Origin of the sequence: Nonomuraea maritima (assembly GCF_900100395.1) — a bacterium.
Lineage (GTDB): Bacteria > Actinomycetota > Actinomycetes > Streptosporangiales > Streptosporangiaceae > Nonomuraea > Nonomuraea maritima.
Map to the genome: position 1 here is coordinate 141,675 of NZ_FNFB01000004.1, position 15,199 is coordinate 156,873.

Genomic DNA, 15,199 nt, shown 5'->3' on the forward strand with positions numbered 1-15,199 from the left:
CTCTCTCGCTCAGGTAACCGGCGTAGACGATGTTAGCTCCTTACCGGAGAAGAGCGACTCCAGCCCTTCCCTGCCCTCGTCCGTGAGCACCACCGCTCTCGGGACCGCGCCACGCCGGTACCAGCCGAGGTCGAACAGCGCCCGTGTGACGGCCGCGCCCAGCGCGCCGCCGAGATGGGAGCGGCGCTCGGTCCAGTCGAGGCACTCCGGTGCGAAACGGCGTCGCGAGCCGCGCGCGCCCGCGACGTCCACGCCGAGGCCCGCCAGCAGCCGCTCCCCCGACTCCGTCAGGTCGTTCCCGGCGAAGTGGCCGCCCTCCCTGAGCCGGTCGAACAGCCTGACACCGGCCCGGCCGGCGAGGTGGTCGTAACAGGTGCGGGCCTCCTCCAGCATCCTCGCCTGCCGCGACTGGCGCAGCGAGCGCACCGGCGGGCGGGAGCTGATCGTCGCCAGCGACTCCAGCACCTCGGCGATCTCGTGCCCGGAGAGGCGGTAGTAGCGGTGGCGCCCCTGCGCGACGACGGTGACGAGCCTGCCGTCGAGCAGCCGGGCCAGGTGGGCGCTCGCGGTGGCGGCGCTGACCCCGGCCACCCTGGCCAGCTCCCCCGCCGCCAGGGCCCGCCCGCCGAGCAGCGCCGTCAGGATCGCCGCTCTGGTGGGGTCGGCGATGAGCGCGGCCACGGGAGCGATGTCGGCGTCACGCGCGAAGAACTCCATGTTCACGACGCTAGTACCCCGACATTTCGGCACCGGACGAAGGGTCAGCGCTTGCCGAGGGCCTTCGTGATCGCCTCGCGGGCGCGGTCCATCAACGCGAGCGGGGTGCCGAGCAGCAGGTTCCTGGCCGCCGACTCGGCGCCGGGGTGCGGGAGCGCGGGCGCGCACGCCTCGGCGGCCCGTACCGCCGCCGCCATGGCCCGCCGTTCCAGGACGGACGTGCCCGCGCGCAGACGGGCGAACTCGTAGCGCTCCTCGCTGCGTGCGTGCGCGGTCACCGCCGTGCGCAACCGGCCGAGGCCGTCCCAGAAACCGGGGTCGTCCACGCCCTTCCTGTGCAGGTCGACGAGCATCCGCTTGGCGCGGCTCTCCTCCTCCAGCCGGTCGCCGACGACGCCATGGCCGTTGTCGAGCCTTCGGCGCGCGTACGGGTGGACGATCTCCTCCTCGGCGGTCTCGTGCACCGACAGCATGCGTGTCAGCCGGTCGAACGCCTGCGCGAGCTTCTCCGGAGGCGCCTGCTCGACCTCGTCGAACATGTCCCTGATCCGGCCGTGCTGAGCCGTCAGCAGGTCGATGACATCTTCTTCAGCCACCCTGCGCGCCTACCCGGCACGAAAGGTGACACGCCGTTCCTTACCGAACGCGGGACGTTCGGGGCCCGAACGCGGAGGTTGCCCGCCCCGGCCCCGGGTACCCGCAGCGACATGGCCTTCGACCCACTCAACGAGCGAGGCGTCCCGCTGGACGAGCAGCTGCGCGACTGGCGGGAGCTCTCCGTCACGCCGATCGACCCCGGCGGCTGTGACCCGTACACGCGCTGCCGGATCATCGCCGTGAACGCGATCGAGACCGAGGCGATCTTCTTCAGCCACCAGCTCGCCCGGCACTGCCCCGACAAGAGGATCAGGCAGCAGCTGGCGCAGGTGCGTTACGTCGAGGCCCAGCAGCAGAAGGCGGTCAACTGGCTGTTGCCCGGCTCGCAGTCGACGCTGGAGACGACCCTCGCCCACGAGCAGGCCGCGGTCGACCTGACGGCGTGGGTGGCGCGCATGGAGCCGGACCCGTACCTGCGGCAGGCGTACCAGTTCGGCGTGCTGGAGCACGTCGACCACCTGTACCGCTACGCCAACCTGTACGAGACGATCGAGCACCGCGCGGCGGAGAAGGTCATCGGCCGGCTCACCGAGGTCGTGCCGGGACGGCCCACGTACCTGCAGCACCGCGACCCGACGGACACCGTGCGCGAGCCGTACCGGCGGGGTGTCACGGAACCGCTGTCGCGCCTGCACGCGCTGACGGTCATGGCGGTCGAGCAGCAGACGATGAACTTCCACCTGAACGTCGGCCCCACCTTCATCGAGCCGCTCGCCCGGCAGCTCTACCAGGAGATCGGGCTGATCGAGGAGCAGCACGTCAACCACTACGAGTCGCTCGTCGACCCGGGCGAGAACTGGTGGGAGCAGCTGCTCAACCACGAGTACAACGAGTGCTACCTCTACCACTCGTTCATGGAGACCGAGTCCGACACCCAGGTGCGGCACCTGTGGGAGCTGCACCTCGACATGGAGCTGGAGCACCTACGGGTGGCCGCCGAGCTGTTCAGGCGGTTCGACGGACGCGACCCCGACCAGGTGCTCGCCCCTGAGCTGCCGCCGCCGCTGACGTTCGAGTCGAACGCCGACTACGTCCGCGACCTGCTCATCACCCAGCAGGACGTCACCACGCGGGGCACCGGATACGCGCGGGAGGCGCACGAGCGCTTCGAGGCGATGCAGCACGCCGTCATGGACGGCGAGCGGCCGCCGTCGGAACGGGTGATCGACGAGAACCGGGCGATCTCCGGCGCGGAGTACCGGCTGGAACAACAGCTCAGCCCGTGAGGGCGAATTCCGGTTTGGGGACTCGGCGAGGATTCGCTAGAGTTCTCTCGTCGCCCGGTTCCGACGGGGCGCACGCGGAAGTGGCTCAGGGGTAGAGCATCACCTTGCCAAGGTGAGGGTCGCGGGTTCGAATCCCGTCTTCCGCTCGGGGCTTTCGGCTCGGTGGCGTGGCCGAGAGGCGAGGCAGCGGCCTGCAAAGCCGTCCACACGGGTTCAAATCCCGTCGCCACCTCTGCAAAGGACGATTAGCTCAGCGGGAGAGCGCTTCCCTGACACGGAAGAGGTCACTGGTTCAATCCCAGTATCGTCCACCACCTTCTTCTCACCGCCCGCCACGGCCGGGCTCCAGCACCCCGGCGACCAGGTCGCCGAGCACTCCGTACAGGCGCGTAGCCGCCGCACCGTCGAACTCCGGGCGCGACAGCGACACCCGCTTGCCGCGCCGCAGGGCCGTCAGGGGCTCGGCGGGCGGGTCGGCCAGCAGCTCGGCCGGGCGCTTCGACGCGGCCTGCACGCTTGATCCCAGCACGGCCGCGGCCGCGCCGACGAGCGCGCGTACCGGCTGGTCGAACTGGCGGTGCATGCCGCTGTCGACGAAGAGCGGGTTGTACAGGACGTAGCGGATGCGGCTGCCGGGGTCGCCGGCCGCGAAGCCGACCCCGAGCAGGTCGTTGGCCCGCGAGCCCTGCATGGTGGCCTCGAACAGGGAGTAGCCGCGGGTCAGCTGGAGGTCGTCCCAGTGGATGCGGCCTGCGGGGATGCCGCCCGTGCCGCACAGGTTGAGAATCACCGGTGTCTCGGCCCTTTCCAGCGCGGGGCGGAGCCGTTCGGCCAGCAGGTAACGGCTCAGCACGCCGATGGCGAACGTCTGCTCGAAGCCTTCCGCGGTCACCACGCGCCGCCGGGAGAAGCGGCCGGCCGCCAGCACCAGCGCGTCGATCCGGTCCGGCAGCCGGGCCGCCAGGTCGGCGCTCTGCCTGACCGACGTCAGGTCGGCGTCGGCGCTGCCGATCGCGATCACCCGCTCCCCCGCCGACCGGAGCCGGTCGGCCAGGGCCCCGCCGATGCCACGCGTACCGCCCGCGATCGCCACTGTGCGCATACGTTGATGCTGTACGCCCGCACCGGTCACAGGGAAGAAGGCACATCCATGTCACCTGTCCTCCCGCTCCCCGTCACCCCTGCCGACCGCCAGGCGTGCGCGGCGACCGAGGTCCTGCGCCGCGTCGGTGAGAAGTGGAGCGTGCTCGTGCTGGCGCTGCTCGGCGAACGTCCGTACGGGTTCAACGAGCTCGACCGGTCCGTGCACGGGCTCAGCCGGCGCATCCTCACCCGTACGCTGCGGACCCTCGAACGCGACGGGCTGGTGAGCCGCAGGGAGACGCCGCGACGGGTCGAGTACGCGCTGACCGACCTGGGGCGTTCGCTGCTCCCGCTGATCGTCACGATCGGCGAGTGGGCCGTGGAGCACGCGCCGCTGATCGACGAGGCGCGGGCCCGCATGGACGGACGGGCGACATGAGGTGCTCGTGCTCGGAACGACCGGGGCCGGCAGGGCGATCTCCGTGTGGGCGGGCAGGCTGATCCTTCTGGCGCGCTCTGGGGAGAGACGGAAGGATGCGGGATCATCGGAATATCCGAGGAGGGCGCGACGCTTTAGCGGTCAAAGATTCAATAGTCAGGAACGGTGACTAAAAATGCAGTTCGGGATCTTCAGCGTGGGAGACGTCACCACCGACCCCACCAACGGCAGGACGCCGACCGAGCACGAGCGCATCAAGGCCATGGTGACCATCGCGCTGAAGGCCGAGGAGGTCGGGCTGGACGTGTTCGCGACGGGCGAGCACCACAACCCGCCCTTCGTCCCGTCCTCGCCGACCACCATGCTCGGCTACATCGCGGCCAGGACGGAACGGCTGATCCTGTCCACCGCGACGACGTTGATCACCACGAACGACCCGGTGAAGATCGCCGAGGACTTCGCGATGCTGCAGCACGTGGCCGACGGCCGGGTCGACCTCATGATGGGCCGCGGCAACACCGGCCCGGTCTATCCGTGGTTCGGGCAGGACATCCGGCAGGGCATCCCCCTGGCCATCGAGAACTACGCGCTGCTGCACAAGCTGTGGCGCGAGGACGTCGTCGACTGGGAAGGACGCTTCCGCACCCCGCTGCAGGGCTTCACCTCGACGCCGCGCCCGCTCGACGGCGTGCCGCCGTTCGTCTGGCACGGCTCGATCCGCAGCCCCGAGATCGCCGAGCAGGCCGCGTACTACGGCGACGGCTTCTTCGCCAACAACATCTTCTGGCCGAAGGAGCACTACATGCGGCTGATCAGCCTCTACCGCCAGCGGTACGCGCACTACGGGCACGGCACGCCCGAGCAGGCCATCGTGGGTCTGGGCGGTCAGGTGTTCATGCGCAAGAACTCGCAGGACGCCGTGCGCGAGTTCCGTCCGTACTTCGACAACGCCCCCGTGTACGGTCACGGGCCGTCGCTGGAGGAGTTCACCGCCGAGACCCCGCTCACGGTGGGCAGCCCGCAGCAGGTCATCGACCGCACCCTGGAGTTCCGCGAGTACTTCGGCGACTACCAGCGTCAGCTGTTCCTCATGGACCACGCCGGCCTGCCGCTGAAGACGGTGCTGGAGCAGCTCGACATCCTCGGCGAGGAGGTCGTGCCGGTGCTGCGCAAGGAGTTCGCCAAGGACCGCCCGGCCGAGGTGCCCGACGCCCCCACGCACGCCTCGCTGCTCGCCGCCAAGAACCAGTCCGAGACCGTCGGCGCCTGACCCCGTACGTCGGGCGCGGAAGGAGAATCCCCCATGAAGCTCGTCGTGGTGACGGCGGGTCTGACCCAGCCGTCGTCCAGCCGCCTGCTCGCCGACCGCCTGGCCGAGGCGGTCAGGCAGCGGACGGAGGCGGAGGTCCGCGTGGTCGAGCTGCGCGAACTCGCGGTGGACGTCGCGAACAACTTCGTGACCGGCTTCGCCAACGCGCGGCTGAGCGAGGTGATCGAGGCCGTCACGGAGGCCGACGGGCTCATCGCCGTCACGCCGATCTTCAGCGGCTCCTACAGCGGCCTGTTCAAGTCGTTCTTCGACGTGGTCGACAACACCGCGCTGACGGGCAAGCCGGTGCTCATCGGGGCGACGGGCGGCACGGCCAGGCACTCGCTGGCCCTGGAGCACGCGCTGCGCCCGCTGTTCACCTACCTGCGCGCGGTGGTGGTCCCGACCGCCGTCTACGCGGCCTCGGAGGACTGGGGCGGCGGCCGGGACGCCTTCACCGACGGGCTCGGCGACCGCATCGCCCGCGCGGCGGACGAGCTGGCCGACCTGCTGCGGCACCGCGCTCCACGGCAGCGGCCCGACGAGGACGCGGTCGTCCCGTTCGCGGACCAGCTCGCCGCGCTGCGCCCCGAGTAGAGCCCGAGAGCCCTCCCCGGCCCCGCAGCGGACCGGGGAGGAGCGCGGCAGGCCGCGTCAGCGCCTGACGGCGACCACGTCGTAGGTCGTCTCGGGCGTCGGGGGCGTGCTGAACCTGGCGTTCGGCAGGTAGAGCCGGTGGCCGTGGGCGGCGACCGTCGTCGGCACGTCGAACCTGTCGTCGGTGATCCGCTTGACGATCCTGCCCGAGGAGGCGTCGCGCGACAGGCCGACCACGGCGATCGTGTTGTCGCGGTTCAGCACCGCGTACAGCGTGCGGCCCGACAGCAGGAGCCCGTCGCCGTTGACGAGCGACTGCCCGCCGAGGTCGACCTCGCCGGTGACGCCGGACTTCGGGTTCACCTCGAACAGCTTGCCGGTGTTCGACTGGACGACCAGCAACGACCTGCCGTCGGGGCTCGGGGCGACGCCGTTGGCGTTGATGCCTTCCGCGTAGGCGATGTCGCCGCGCAGCGGGATGGTCTTCGCCCTGGCGGGCAGCGAGCCGTGGCGGCCGAGGTCGAGCTTGTACAGGACCGGGTTGGTGGAGTCGGTGAAGTACGCGGCCCCGCCGGTGAGGACGACGTCGTTGACGAACGACTCACCGGTGGCCAGCTTGTACGACTTCAGCACCTTCCCGGTGCGAAGGTCGATCACCCGGGCGTCGCCGCCCGTGCCGCCGGCCACGAACAGCCGGCGCCCGTCGGTCTTCATCCCGAGCGACGGGGTGCCGGGGCCCTGGCTGATCACCTTCCCCTTGCCGGTGCGCAGGTCGGCGCGGTAGATGTCGCCGTCCACGCGCGAGCCGAAGTAGGCGTACGGGCCCGGCCCGACGGCGATGCCCTCCGGCTGGAAACCGTCGGGCAGCGAGAACGTCGTGGGGTGCGGTTTCGTGGCGGCCTGCGCCGGCAGGCCGGCGAGCGAGACCATGAGTGCGGTACTGAGCACGGTGCTGAGTGCGGTCTTCAGGATCGCGGATCTCATGCGGCCCACGATGCACAAGCCGACAGACGCCGCAAAGACCCAGAACCGGCTTCACAGGGACTTCTCAGCAACGCCCGCCGGTCCGCACAAGAGGGCCGCACCGGCGCCCGGCGCCGAGTACGTTGGGACGAAGACCAACAAGCGGGGTTGAATCATGTCAAACGGTTCTCGTCATGCCCTCGGATTCGTCGCAGGTCTCCTTCTGCCGCCGCTCGTCCTCGCCGCGCTGTGGTACGGCGCGGGCATGTTCGGCCCGGCGCTCCGCCAGTCGTTCGTGATCGACTGGCTGGGGGCCGCCGCTCTGGCCGCCGCGGCGATCGGGCTCGCCCTCCTGGCCGGCTCGCGACTCTCACCGGTCGCCTCGCTGCTCGGCGGCCTGTGGTTCACGGCGCTCGGCCTGGCCCCCGTCGCCGCGGTGACCGGCGCCGGCATCGCACTGCCGACCGACCTGCTGCCGGGGGTCGTGCAGCAGGGATTCGCCACGGTGGCCGACTCCGGGCTGCAGGCCCTGCTGGGCGTGATGCTGCTGGTCGTCTCGGTGTTCCCGTCCCGGTGGCGGGCGCGGGGGGTCACGAACCCCGTCGTGTACGACGAGACACCGTCGTACGAGCCGGCGCCGTACGATCAGACGCTGTCGGAGGAGCAGCGGCCGTCGCTCTTCCGGCCCGACGACAGCACGAGGCCGATGCACCGCCCATGAGCCGGACGTGACCTGAGACAATGCCGCCATGCGCGACTTGAGGATCGTCGACTTCCTCGCCGAGCTGGCCGCCCGGGTGCCCGCGCCGGGCGGCGGCGCCACGGCGGCCCTGCACGCGGCGCAGGCCGCGGCCCTGCTCGGCATGGTGGCCCGCTACACCACCGGCGACAGGTACGCCGCGCACGCCGAGACCGTCGCGGCGGTGACCGACGAGACCGATGTCCTCAGGGCCGACGCGCTGCGACTGGCGGAGCAGGACGCCACCGCGTTCACCGCGGTCACCGACGCCTACCGGCTGCCCCAGGGCGAGGAGCGCGACGCCACTCTCGCCAGGGCGCTGGCGGGCGCCGCCGAGCCGCCGGCCCGCGTGGTCGAGGCCGCCGTCCGCCTGGTGGAGCTGTGCGAGGTGCTGCTGCCCGTCGCCAACCGCAACCTCGTCACCGACGTGGCCGCCGCCGCCGACGCGGCCCGCGCCGCGCTCACCACCGCCCGGATCAACGTCGAGGTCAACCTCGGCGGCATCGAGGACGAGCGGCTGCACGAGGAGCTCAGCGCCCGCCTGTCCGGCGTCGACGCGGCCGTGTCCGCGGCGGACGGGATCGCGGCCCGCGTACGCGAGGAGATCACGCGATGAGGACGCTGAACGGAAAGAACCTGGCCGCCGCGATCCGGGCGCAGGCCGAGGCGGAGGCGACGGCCGGCCCGCAACCACGGCTGGCCGTCGTGGCGGCCACCGCCGACGAGGCGAGCCTGTGGTACGTCCGCTCGATCGCGAAGGCGGCGGCAGGCGTGGGCATCGCCTGCGACGTGGTCGACCTCGGCGCCGACGCCGACGCCGGGCAGATCGGCGCGACCCTGTCGCGGCTCAGCAGCGACCCGCAGGTGCACGGCGTGATGCTGCAGACCCCGCTGCCGGCGGGCGCGTCCGCCCAGCAGCTCGCGGCCGCCATCGACCCGCGCAAGGACGTCGACGGAGCCAACCCGCTGTCGCTCGGCCGGCTGGCCGCCGGACTGCCCGCGTTCCCGCCCGCCACAGCGGCGGCCGTGCTGGCGCTGCTCGACCACTACGAGGTCGAACTGGAGGGCCGCCGGGCGGTGGTGGTCGGCCGCTCGACCGTCGTCGGCAAGCCGCTCGCCCACCTGCTGCTCGACCGGCACGCAACGGTCACCGTCGCTCACTCACGCACCCGCGATCTGGCCTCCGTCACCTCCACCGCCGACGTGCTGGTCGCGGCGGCGGGTCGCGCCGGGCTGATCGGCGCCGCCCATGTCGCGCCCGGCGCGGTGGTGATCGACGTCGGCACCAACCCGACCGAGGACGGCGGGCTGACCGGTGACGTCGACTTCGAGGCGGTGTCCGGCGTGGCCGGGGCTCTCACGCCGGCGCCCGGGGGCGTCGGCCCGGTGACCACCGCCCTGCTGCTCCGCCACACCGCCAGGGCGGCTAACCTGCCGTGATGCGCAGTTGCGAATCTCAGGGGGCCTGTGATGGGTGACGTCCTCATCGTGCAGAACAGCAAGAGCGGCGGGCCGAGCCGCGTGGGCGCCTGGTTGGAGGCTGCCGGGCTCGGGCTTGACGTCGTGCTTGCTCATGACGGCGCTCCGCTGCCGGATCGGCTGGAGCATGACGCGATGATCATGCTGGGCGGCGGCTACCTGCCCGGTGAGGACGACCGCGCCCCGTGGCTGCGCGACGCCCGGCGGCTGATGGAGCAGGCGCTGGAGGACGGCGTGCCCGTCTTCGGCATCTGCCTGGGCGGTCAGATGCTCGCCGAGGTGGCGGGCGGTGAGGTCACCGGTGACGTGGGCGCGCCAGAGAACGGGAGCCTGCCCGTCACGCTGCGGCCCGAGGCCGCGGACGACCCGCTGTTCCGCGGGCTTCCGCCTGTGGTGCCCGCGATCGAGCACCACAAGGACGCGATCACCCGGCTGCCCGACGGCGCCGTCCACCTGGCCGAGACCGAGCGGTGCCCGTACCAGGCGTTCCGGATGGGTGAGCGGGCGTGGGGGGTGCAGTTCCACCCTGAGGTGCTGCCGGAACGCATCCGACGGTGGGAGGTGGACGGGTTCGACCCCGACGAGGTGTACGCGCGTGCGGTGGCGGACGAGCCGGTCTCCACACCGGTCTGGCACCAGGTGACCACCCGCTTCGCCGCCATCGTGAGCGAACGCGCGGGCGCGTAGACCACGCCGTCCTGGCGCGCGCTTCTCCGGTGCGTGGGCTGATCACGCGTCCCGATCGGGCCGAGCGCTCGGTTCTCCGGGCGGGACGCGGGCGTGGTCAGGGTTCGGTCGGCGGGCGGAGTCCGAGGAGGTCGGTGGAGCGCTCGCGCATCTCGACCTTCCTGATCTTGCCGGTCACGGTGAGCGGGAACGCGTCCACCACGTGGACGTACCGGGGGATCTTGAAGTGGGCGAGCCGGCCCGCGCAGAACTCCCTGACCCGCTCGGCCGTCAGCGGCTCCGCGCCCGGCCGCATGACGACCCAGGCCATGACCTCCTCGCCGTACTTCTCGTCGGGCACCCCGATGACCTGCACGTCGGCGATGTCGGGGTGCGCGTGCAGGAACTCCTCGATCTCGCGCGGGTAGACGTTCTCACCGCCCCGGATGATCATGTCCTTGATCCGGCCGACCACGTTGACGTAGCCGTCGTCGTCCATGGTGGCGAGATCGCCCGTACGCATCCAGCGGGCGGCGTCGATGACCTCGGAGGTCCGCTCGGGGTCGTCCCAGTAACCGAGCATGACGGAGTAGCCGCGCGTGCACAGCTCCCCCGGCTCGCCCCTGGGCACCACGCGCCCTGACTCCGGGTCGACGATCTTCACCTCGACGTGCGGCATCGCCCGTCCCACCGTGCCGGTCCTGCGCGCCAGGTCGTCGTCGGGACGCGTCATCGTCGACACGGGTGAGGTCTCGGTCATGCCGTAGCAGATGGCGACCTCGCGCATGTTCATCTCGCCGACGACGCGCTTCATCACCTCGACGGGGCACGGGGAGCCCGCCATGATGCCGGTACGGAGCGAGGCCAGGTCGAAGTCCGCCACCAGCGGCAGCTCGGCGATGAACATCGTCGGCACGCCGTACAGGGAGGTGCAGCGCTCCTGCTGGACGGCGCGCAGCGCGGCCTCCGGGTCGAAGCCCGGCGACGGGATCACGATGCACGCGCCGTGGGAGGTCGCGCCCAGGTTGCCCATCACCATGCCGAAGCAGTGGTAGAAGGGCACCGGCAGGCAGACGCGGTCGTGCTCGGTGTAGCCGAGCAGTTCGCCGACGAAGAACCCGTTGTTCAGGATGTTGTGGTGCGACAGCGTCGCGCCCTTGGGGAAGCCGGTGGTGCCCGAGGTGTACTGGATGTTGATCGGGTCGTCGAAGCTCAGCTCCGCCTTGCGCGCCTCCAGCGCCGCACGGTCCGCCTTGCGCTCGGTGAGGGCGTCCCAGGTGGGGTCGTCGAGGTAAACGACGTCGGAGAAGCCGATCTCCTCGACCATCGCGCGGTAGTCGCTGCCCCTGTGGGCGAGGGCGCTGATCAGCAGCCGCAGGCCCGACTGCTCGACCACGTACCGGAGCTCGTGGGTGCGGTAGGCCGGGTTCACGTTGACGAGGATCGCGCCGATCTTGGCGGTGGCGTACTGGACGAGCACCCATTCGGCGCGGTTGGGCGCCCAGATGCCCACCCGGTCGCCCTTGCCGACGCCCCTGGCCAGCAGCGCGCGGGCCAGGTCGTCGACGTCGGCGTCGAGCTGCGCGTAGGTCCACCGGCGGCCGGTGGGCACGTCCACGAGGGCTTCCCGGTCGGCGAAGCGGGCCACCGTGCGTTCGAGGTTCGCGCCGATGGTCTCGCCCAGCAGGGGCGTCTCGGCGGTGGCGCTGGAGTACGACAGCATGGTCACAGTGTCATCCGTGACCGCGCCGCTGCCCAGCCCCTTTCGGATCAGGCGAGGGCGTCGGTGATGACCTGGGCGGTGGCTTGCCAGATGGGGGTGCCCGGCAGGATGACGTCGAAGTGGTTGCCCGCCATTTCCAGATATGTCACATCATCACCGGCTGCTTGGGCGGCGGCGGCGTGGCGGCGGCTGAAATCAATGAGGTCGAGGTCGTCGCCCGTGCCCTGGACGATCAGCTGCGGCACGCCGATGGGCACCCGGTGCAGCGGCGAGGCGGAGGCGTACAGCTCGTCCGTGGCGTCGTCCCCCGCGAAGGCGCGGCCGAGCGCCACGGCGACCGCGCCGGCGCCGAGCCCACGCCGGTCGCCCTGGACGAGGTCGAGCGCGCCCGCCAGCGACACGGCGAGCCTCGCCCGCGCCCCGTCGGCCACGGCCCGCAGGGCCAGCTGGCCCCCCGCCGAGTGGCCGGCGACGGCGATCCTGTCGAGGTCGAGGCTCAGGTCGACGCCGGGATCGGCGGACTCGATCGCGGCCAGGCCGGCGGCGACGTCGGCGACCGTGGCGGCCCAGCCGTGCCGGTCGGGGCGGCGGTACTCGAGGTTCCACACGGCGAGACCGCGCCCTGCCAGGTCGGCGCAGAGCGCCTCCATCAGGTCGGCCTCCCAGATCGACCGGTAGTAGCCGCCGTGCACCAGCGCCACGACCGGCACCGCACTCGACACCGCACTCGACACCGCACTTGACACCGTGCCCGCGCGCGTGGTGGGGAGGTACAGCTCGGCCCACTGGTCGGTGAGGCCGTCACCGTACGGGACCCGCAGGGCGGGCGGGTGGTGCAGGCGGTGGAAGGCGTGCCGGATTCCCCACGCGAGCCCCGCCACGCCCCGGCCCTGGATGTGCCGGAACCCGTCGCCCGCGATCTTCTCGACGCGCTCGATGTCCACCCAGGTCATGACCTCAGGGCCGAGCGGCTGCCCGATCAGCGACCGCGCCTGCGGCCCCGGGACGACGACCGCCGCGTCGCCGTCGCGTACGAGGTCACGCAGGTGGGCGACGTCGCGGGCGTGGACGACGGCGCCCCGCACGGCGAGGGCGGTGAACTCGCGGGAGGCGATCTCCTCCAGCAGGGCCGCGTCGGCGGGCACCCCCGGACCGACGACCACCGAGATCTCAGTCATGCGGCCGACCCTACAGAGCCGCCGTCCTGCACCTGCCCCCGCCCTCGTATAGCGTGGCGCGGTGCACGTGAAACCCCTCCACCCGTGGCCCTCTGGTGTCGCCGAGGCCGAGGCCGTCCAGGACCGCCTCCGCGCGCACGTCGAGCTGACCGGCCCCGACACGTTCTCCCTGATCGCCGGCCTCGACGTGCACTACCACGGGGACGAGGAGGTGACGGCCGCGGTGGTCGTGCTCGACGCGGCCACGCTCGCGCCCGTGGAGCAGGTGGTGGCGCACGGGCGGGTGACGTTTCCGTACGTGCCCGGCCTGTTCGCCTTCCGCGAGCTGCCCGCTCTCGTCGACGCCCTCGAACGGCTCACGGTGACGCCCGACCTGCTGGTCTGTGACGGCTACGGCCTGGCCCACCCGCGAGGTTTCGGGCTGGCCTGCCACCTCGGCGTGCTGACCGGGCTGCCCGCCCTGGGCGTGGGCAAGACGCCGTTCGTCGGCACGCACGAGACGCCCGGCGAGGAGCGCGGGGCGTGGACGCCGATCGTCCACGAGGGCGTCACCGTGGGCCGGGCTCTGCGCACACGGGCCGGGGTCAAGCCGGTGTACGTCTCGCAGGGGCACCGCATCTCGCTGGACACCGCCACCGAGCAGGTGCTGCGGCTGGCGTCGCGCTACCGGCTGCCCGAGCCCGTCCGCCACGCCGACCACCTGGCCCGTCACCCGTCCTGACGGGCTTTCGCGACCGAGCCGCGCCCCCGGCGGGTGGGGGCGCGGCTCGATCAGCGCGGCGTCGTCACGTCACCCCGCCGGTTCCACTGATTGAGACCCGTTGGCGGTGTTTCCACCATTGATGGTGTTGCCGCTCGCCGTGGACCCGTTGGTGTTGGAGAAGTTACCGCTGTTGATCGCAGTGCCTTCGTGATGATAGTTCCCGCTGTTTGTCGAATTTCCGCTGTTCTCGGGACCGTTGACACAATTCGTGGGCGAATTGTCTGATGGCGAGTTGTAGGCGACCAGGCGGTTGCCGCAGAAAACACTGGGCAAGGTGCTCATGACCTGGCCGAGGTCGGCCCCCGTCGCCTGCATGAGCAGCGAGCCGCTGTTCTCGGGACCCTCGGCGGAGGCGGCGGTCGCCGGAAACAGCGCACCACAGCCGAACATGGTGATCATCGCGATTCTCGCGACTGCTCTCAATGTTTCCCCCGTGTACTCGTGATGGTGCAGCGACGATAGCAGCGCACACCGGAATATCACGGCAAGCGGTTCGGGAGAAAGGCCACGGCACGGTTGCCCTGGAGACTTCGCGAATGGAATGGGAATTCGATGAGGATTGTTCGCGCGGAAGGTACGGCCCGACGAACTCCCACTCCTCGTCCGTCAGTCGCACCCGCGTCATGCAAGACGATCCACCGCATCAGACCTCCGCAGGAGGACAGGTCGCCCCCGGTCCCCGCCCTGGGGAGCGGTCAGAAGACGAAGACAGGGCGCCCCCGTACGCCGCCGGCCTCCATGAGTGCGTGCGCCTGGGCGGCCTCTTCAGGGGCGAAGGTGGCCGCGACACGGAGCGTCAGGACGCCCGACTCGGCCTGGTCGCGCAGTTGGTCGAGGGCGCCGGTGTCACCGAGGTCCTTGCTGACGTCCACGGCGCGCAGGCGCACCCCACGGTCGGCCGCGTCGGTGACAGGGCGCAGCGTGGCGACCACCCCGCCCTCCCGGACCGCGGCGGCCACGGCCGCCGTGAACCGCGCCGTGTCGATCAGCCCGTCCACGCCGTCCGGACGCAGCCCAAGGACGGCGTCGATGAATCCGTCCCCTCGTGGCACCAGGTGGTCGGCGCCCAGAGCGGCCACGAGGTCACGATCCCGTTCGCTCGCGTCCGCGATCACGGTCAGTCCTGCGGCCTTGGCCAGCTGTACCGCGAACCCACCGACCGCACCGGCCGCGCCGATCACCGCGACGGTCGCGCCAGGGGGAACTTCCAACAGCTCCAGAGCCTGCCGGGCGGTCACCCCGTTCATCAGCAGCGTCGACGCCGCTGTCGGTGTCACGCCCCGCGGCGCCCGCACCACCGACTCCGCCGGGGCGACCAGGTACTCCGCCTGTGCCCCGCGCGTCAGCTGCGGAAGCACGAGTGCGAGCGCTTCGGTCCCCACGGTCAGCTCGGAGCGCACGTCGTCGCCGACCTCGTCGATCACGCCCGCGGCGTCCCACCCGACGACGTACGCGTCGGAGTCCGGGAACGCTCCGGGGCTGAGCTTCTTCACGTACCCGGACCGGTAGACGCCGTCGGACGGATTGACGTCCGCCGCGGCCACCTTGATCCGTACTTGGCCGCGACCGGCGTGCGGCTCAGGCAGCTCCAGGATCCGCATCACCTCTGGACCTCCGAACTCCGTGAACCCGACAGCTCGCACAGCTGCACCTCCATGAT

General features: G+C 71.4%; 17 protein-coding genes and 3 tRNA genes. 12 read left to right on the forward strand and 8 right to left on the reverse strand.

Features of this window, described 5'->3' with window-relative positions; translation table 11 throughout:
• Nucleotides 1-9: 9 nt before the first annotated feature.
• Nucleotides 10-717: an ArsR/SmtB family transcription factor gene (locus BLR04_RS09450; protein ID WP_090761808.1), complete on the reverse strand. Its 708-nt coding sequence runs from the start codon at nucleotides 715-717 to the stop codon at nucleotides 10-12.
• Between the two features lie 44 nt (nucleotides 718-761).
• Complete coding sequence (locus BLR04_RS09455) at nucleotides 762-1,313, reverse strand: hemerythrin domain-containing protein (protein ID WP_090761810.1); 552 nt, start codon at nucleotides 1,311-1,313, stop codon at nucleotides 762-764.
• Nucleotides 1,314-1,424: 111 nt separating this feature from the next.
• On the opposite strand from BLR04_RS09455, the gene BLR04_RS09460 reads away from it, so the two are divergent.
• The 4 genes from BLR04_RS09460 to BLR04_RS09475 all read left to right on the forward strand — a co-directional run bounded on the left by BLR04_RS09460 (nucleotide 1,425) and on the right by BLR04_RS09475 (nucleotide 2,914).
• Nucleotides 1,425-2,600 carry a hypothetical protein gene (locus BLR04_RS09460; protein ID WP_090761812.1) on the forward strand — a complete coding sequence of 392 codons (1,176 nt, stop codon included), beginning with the start codon at nucleotides 1,425-1,427 and terminating at the stop codon, nucleotides 2,598-2,600.
• Nucleotides 2,601-2,674: 74 nt separating this feature from the next.
• Nucleotides 2,675-2,746 (forward strand) — tRNA-Gly (locus BLR04_RS09465).
• A gap of 15 nt (nucleotides 2,747-2,761) precedes the next feature.
• Nucleotides 2,762-2,832, forward strand: a tRNA-Cys gene (locus tag BLR04_RS09470).
• Nucleotides 2,833-2,839: 7 nt separating this feature from the next.
• Nucleotides 2,840-2,914 (forward strand) — tRNA-Val (locus BLR04_RS09475).
• Nucleotides 2,915-2,922: 8 nt separating this feature from the next.
• Here the strand turns inward: BLR04_RS09475 and BLR04_RS09480 are convergent.
• Nucleotides 2,923-3,702 carry a Rossmann-fold NAD(P)-binding domain-containing protein gene (locus tag BLR04_RS09480; RefSeq protein ID WP_143021998.1) on the reverse strand — a complete coding sequence of 260 codons (780 nt, stop codon included), beginning with the start codon at nucleotides 3,700-3,702 and terminating at the stop codon, nucleotides 2,923-2,925.
• 48 nt (nucleotides 3,703-3,750) lie between these two features.
• Between BLR04_RS09480 and BLR04_RS09485 the strand changes: the two genes are divergently transcribed.
• The 3 genes from BLR04_RS09485 to BLR04_RS09495 all read left to right on the forward strand — a co-directional run bounded on the left by BLR04_RS09485 (nucleotide 3,751) and on the right by BLR04_RS09495 (nucleotide 6,028).
• Nucleotides 3,751-4,122: a winged helix-turn-helix transcriptional regulator gene (locus BLR04_RS09485; protein ID WP_176903012.1), complete on the forward strand. Its 372-nt coding sequence runs from the start codon at nucleotides 3,751-3,753 to the stop codon at nucleotides 4,120-4,122.
• A 175-nt stretch (nucleotides 4,123-4,297) separates the two neighbouring features.
• Complete coding sequence (locus BLR04_RS09490; protein WP_090761818.1) at nucleotides 4,298-5,392, forward strand: LLM class flavin-dependent oxidoreductase; 1,095 nt, start codon at nucleotides 4,298-4,300, stop codon at nucleotides 5,390-5,392.
• 33 nt (nucleotides 5,393-5,425) lie between these two features.
• Nucleotides 5,426-6,028 carry an FMN reductase gene (locus tag BLR04_RS09495; RefSeq protein ID WP_090761820.1) on the forward strand — a complete coding sequence of 201 codons (603 nt, stop codon included), beginning with the start codon at nucleotides 5,426-5,428 and terminating at the stop codon, nucleotides 6,026-6,028.
• 57 nt (nucleotides 6,029-6,085) lie between these two features.
• On the opposite strand, the gene BLR04_RS09500 is transcribed toward BLR04_RS09495, so the two are convergent.
• A complete protein-coding gene (locus tag BLR04_RS09500) occupies nucleotides 6,086-7,012 on the reverse strand; it encodes an NHL repeat-containing protein (RefSeq protein WP_090762259.1) in 927 nt (308 codons plus the stop codon).
• Nucleotides 7,013-7,166: 154 nt separating this feature from the next.
• Between BLR04_RS09500 and BLR04_RS40510 the strand changes: the two genes are divergently transcribed.
• Genes BLR04_RS40510 through BLR04_RS09520 form a run of 4 tightly spaced genes read left to right on the forward strand, consistent with a single transcriptional unit; the run spans nucleotide 7,167 to nucleotide 9,896 of the window.
• Complete coding sequence (locus BLR04_RS40510; protein ID WP_090761822.1) at nucleotides 7,167-7,712, forward strand: hypothetical protein; 546 nt, start codon at nucleotides 7,167-7,169, stop codon at nucleotides 7,710-7,712.
• A 28-nt stretch (nucleotides 7,713-7,740) separates the two neighbouring features.
• Nucleotides 7,741-8,346 (forward strand): cyclodeaminase/cyclohydrolase family protein, encoded by a 606-nt coding sequence (locus BLR04_RS09510; RefSeq protein ID WP_090761824.1) that lies wholly within the window; start codon nucleotides 7,741-7,743, stop codon nucleotides 8,344-8,346.
• The gene (locus BLR04_RS09515; RefSeq protein WP_090761826.1) at nucleotides 8,343-9,170 is read left to right on the forward strand and encodes a bifunctional 5,10-methylenetetrahydrofolate dehydrogenase/5,10-methenyltetrahydrofolate cyclohydrolase; all 828 of its coding nucleotides are present in this window, start codon (nucleotides 8,343-8,345) and stop codon (nucleotides 9,168-9,170) included. Before BLR04_RS09510 ends, BLR04_RS09515 begins: the two co-directional genes overlap by 4 nt.
• Nucleotides 9,171-9,200: 30 nt before the next feature.
• Nucleotides 9,201-9,896, forward strand: coding sequence for a type 1 glutamine amidotransferase (locus BLR04_RS09520; protein WP_090761828.1), 696 nt, complete (start codon nucleotides 9,201-9,203; stop codon nucleotides 9,894-9,896).
• Between the two features lie 97 nt (nucleotides 9,897-9,993).
• On the opposite strand, the gene BLR04_RS09525 is transcribed toward BLR04_RS09520, so the two are convergent.
• Together BLR04_RS09525 and BLR04_RS09530 are read right to left on the reverse strand one after the other, a co-directional pair.
• The gene (locus BLR04_RS09525) at nucleotides 9,994-11,598 is read right to left on the reverse strand and encodes an AMP-binding protein (protein WP_090762262.1); all 1,605 of its coding nucleotides are present in this window, start codon (nucleotides 11,596-11,598) and stop codon (nucleotides 9,994-9,996) included.
• 47 nt (nucleotides 11,599-11,645) lie between these two features.
• Nucleotides 11,646-12,776 carry an alpha/beta hydrolase gene (locus tag BLR04_RS09530; protein WP_090761830.1) on the reverse strand — a complete coding sequence of 377 codons (1,131 nt, stop codon included), beginning with the start codon at nucleotides 12,774-12,776 and terminating at the stop codon, nucleotides 11,646-11,648.
• Nucleotides 12,777-12,837: 61 nt separating this feature from the next.
• On the opposite strand from BLR04_RS09530, the gene nfi reads away from it, so the two are divergent.
• On the forward strand, nucleotides 12,838-13,497 hold the full coding sequence (nfi, locus tag BLR04_RS09535; RefSeq protein ID WP_090761832.1) for a deoxyribonuclease V: 660 nt from the start codon (nucleotides 12,838-12,840) through the stop codon (nucleotides 13,495-13,497).
• A gap of 69 nt (nucleotides 13,498-13,566) precedes the next feature.
• Here nfi and BLR04_RS09540 read toward each other — a convergent pair whose 3' ends face one another.
• Nucleotides 13,567-13,938: a hypothetical protein gene (locus BLR04_RS09540; protein ID WP_090761834.1), complete on the reverse strand. Its 372-nt coding sequence runs from the start codon at nucleotides 13,936-13,938 to the stop codon at nucleotides 13,567-13,569.
• Between the two features lie 296 nt (nucleotides 13,939-14,234).
• Nucleotides 14,235-15,182, reverse strand: a complete 948-nt coding sequence (locus BLR04_RS09545) for an NADP-dependent oxidoreductase (RefSeq protein ID WP_090761836.1) — start codon at nucleotides 15,180-15,182, stop codon at nucleotides 14,235-14,237.
• Nucleotides 15,183-15,199: the final 17 nt, after the last annotated feature.

What these genes read in the sequence shown, in the direction of transcription:
- BLR04_RS09450 (WP_090761808.1), bottom strand. Translation starts at nt 717, where the DNA reads ATGGAGTTCTTCGCGCGTGACGCCGACATCGCTCCCGTGGCCGCGCTC.
- BLR04_RS09460 (WP_090761812.1), top strand. Translation starts at nt 1,425, where the DNA reads ATGGCCTTCGACCCACTCAACGAGCGAGGCGTCCCGCTGGACGAGCAG.
- BLR04_RS09480 (WP_143021998.1), bottom strand. Translation starts at nt 3,702, where the DNA reads ATGCGCACAGTGGCGATCGCGGGCGGTACGCGTGGCATCGGCGGGGCC.
- BLR04_RS09485 (WP_176903012.1), top strand. Translation starts at nt 3,751, where the DNA reads ATGTCACCTGTCCTCCCGCTCCCCGTCACCCCTGCCGACCGCCAGGCG.
- BLR04_RS09490 (WP_090761818.1), top strand. Translation starts at nt 4,298, where the DNA reads ATGCAGTTCGGGATCTTCAGCGTGGGAGACGTCACCACCGACCCCACC.
- BLR04_RS09495 (WP_090761820.1), top strand. Translation starts at nt 5,426, where the DNA reads ATGAAGCTCGTCGTGGTGACGGCGGGTCTGACCCAGCCGTCGTCCAGC.
- BLR04_RS09500 (WP_090762259.1), bottom strand. Translation starts at nt 7,012, where the DNA reads ATGAGATCCGCGATCCTGAAGACCGCACTCAGCACCGTGCTCAGTACC.
- BLR04_RS40510 (WP_090761822.1), top strand. Translation starts at nt 7,167, where the DNA reads ATGTCAAACGGTTCTCGTCATGCCCTCGGATTCGTCGCAGGTCTCCTT.
- BLR04_RS09510 (WP_090761824.1), top strand. Translation starts at nt 7,741, where the DNA reads ATGCGCGACTTGAGGATCGTCGACTTCCTCGCCGAGCTGGCCGCCCGG.
- BLR04_RS09515 (WP_090761826.1), top strand. Translation starts at nt 8,343, where the DNA reads ATGAGGACGCTGAACGGAAAGAACCTGGCCGCCGCGATCCGGGCGCAG.
- BLR04_RS09520 (WP_090761828.1), top strand. Translation starts at nt 9,201, where the DNA reads ATGGGTGACGTCCTCATCGTGCAGAACAGCAAGAGCGGCGGGCCGAGC.
- BLR04_RS09525 (WP_090762262.1), bottom strand. Translation starts at nt 11,598, where the DNA reads ATGCTGTCGTACTCCAGCGCCACCGCCGAGACGCCCCTGCTGGGCGAG.
- BLR04_RS09530 (WP_090761830.1), bottom strand. Translation starts at nt 12,776, where the DNA reads ATGACTGAGATCTCGGTGGTCGTCGGTCCGGGGGTGCCCGCCGACGCG.
- BLR04_RS09540 (WP_090761834.1), bottom strand. Translation starts at nt 13,938, where the DNA reads ATGATCACCATGTTCGGCTGTGGTGCGCTGTTTCCGGCGACCGCCGCC.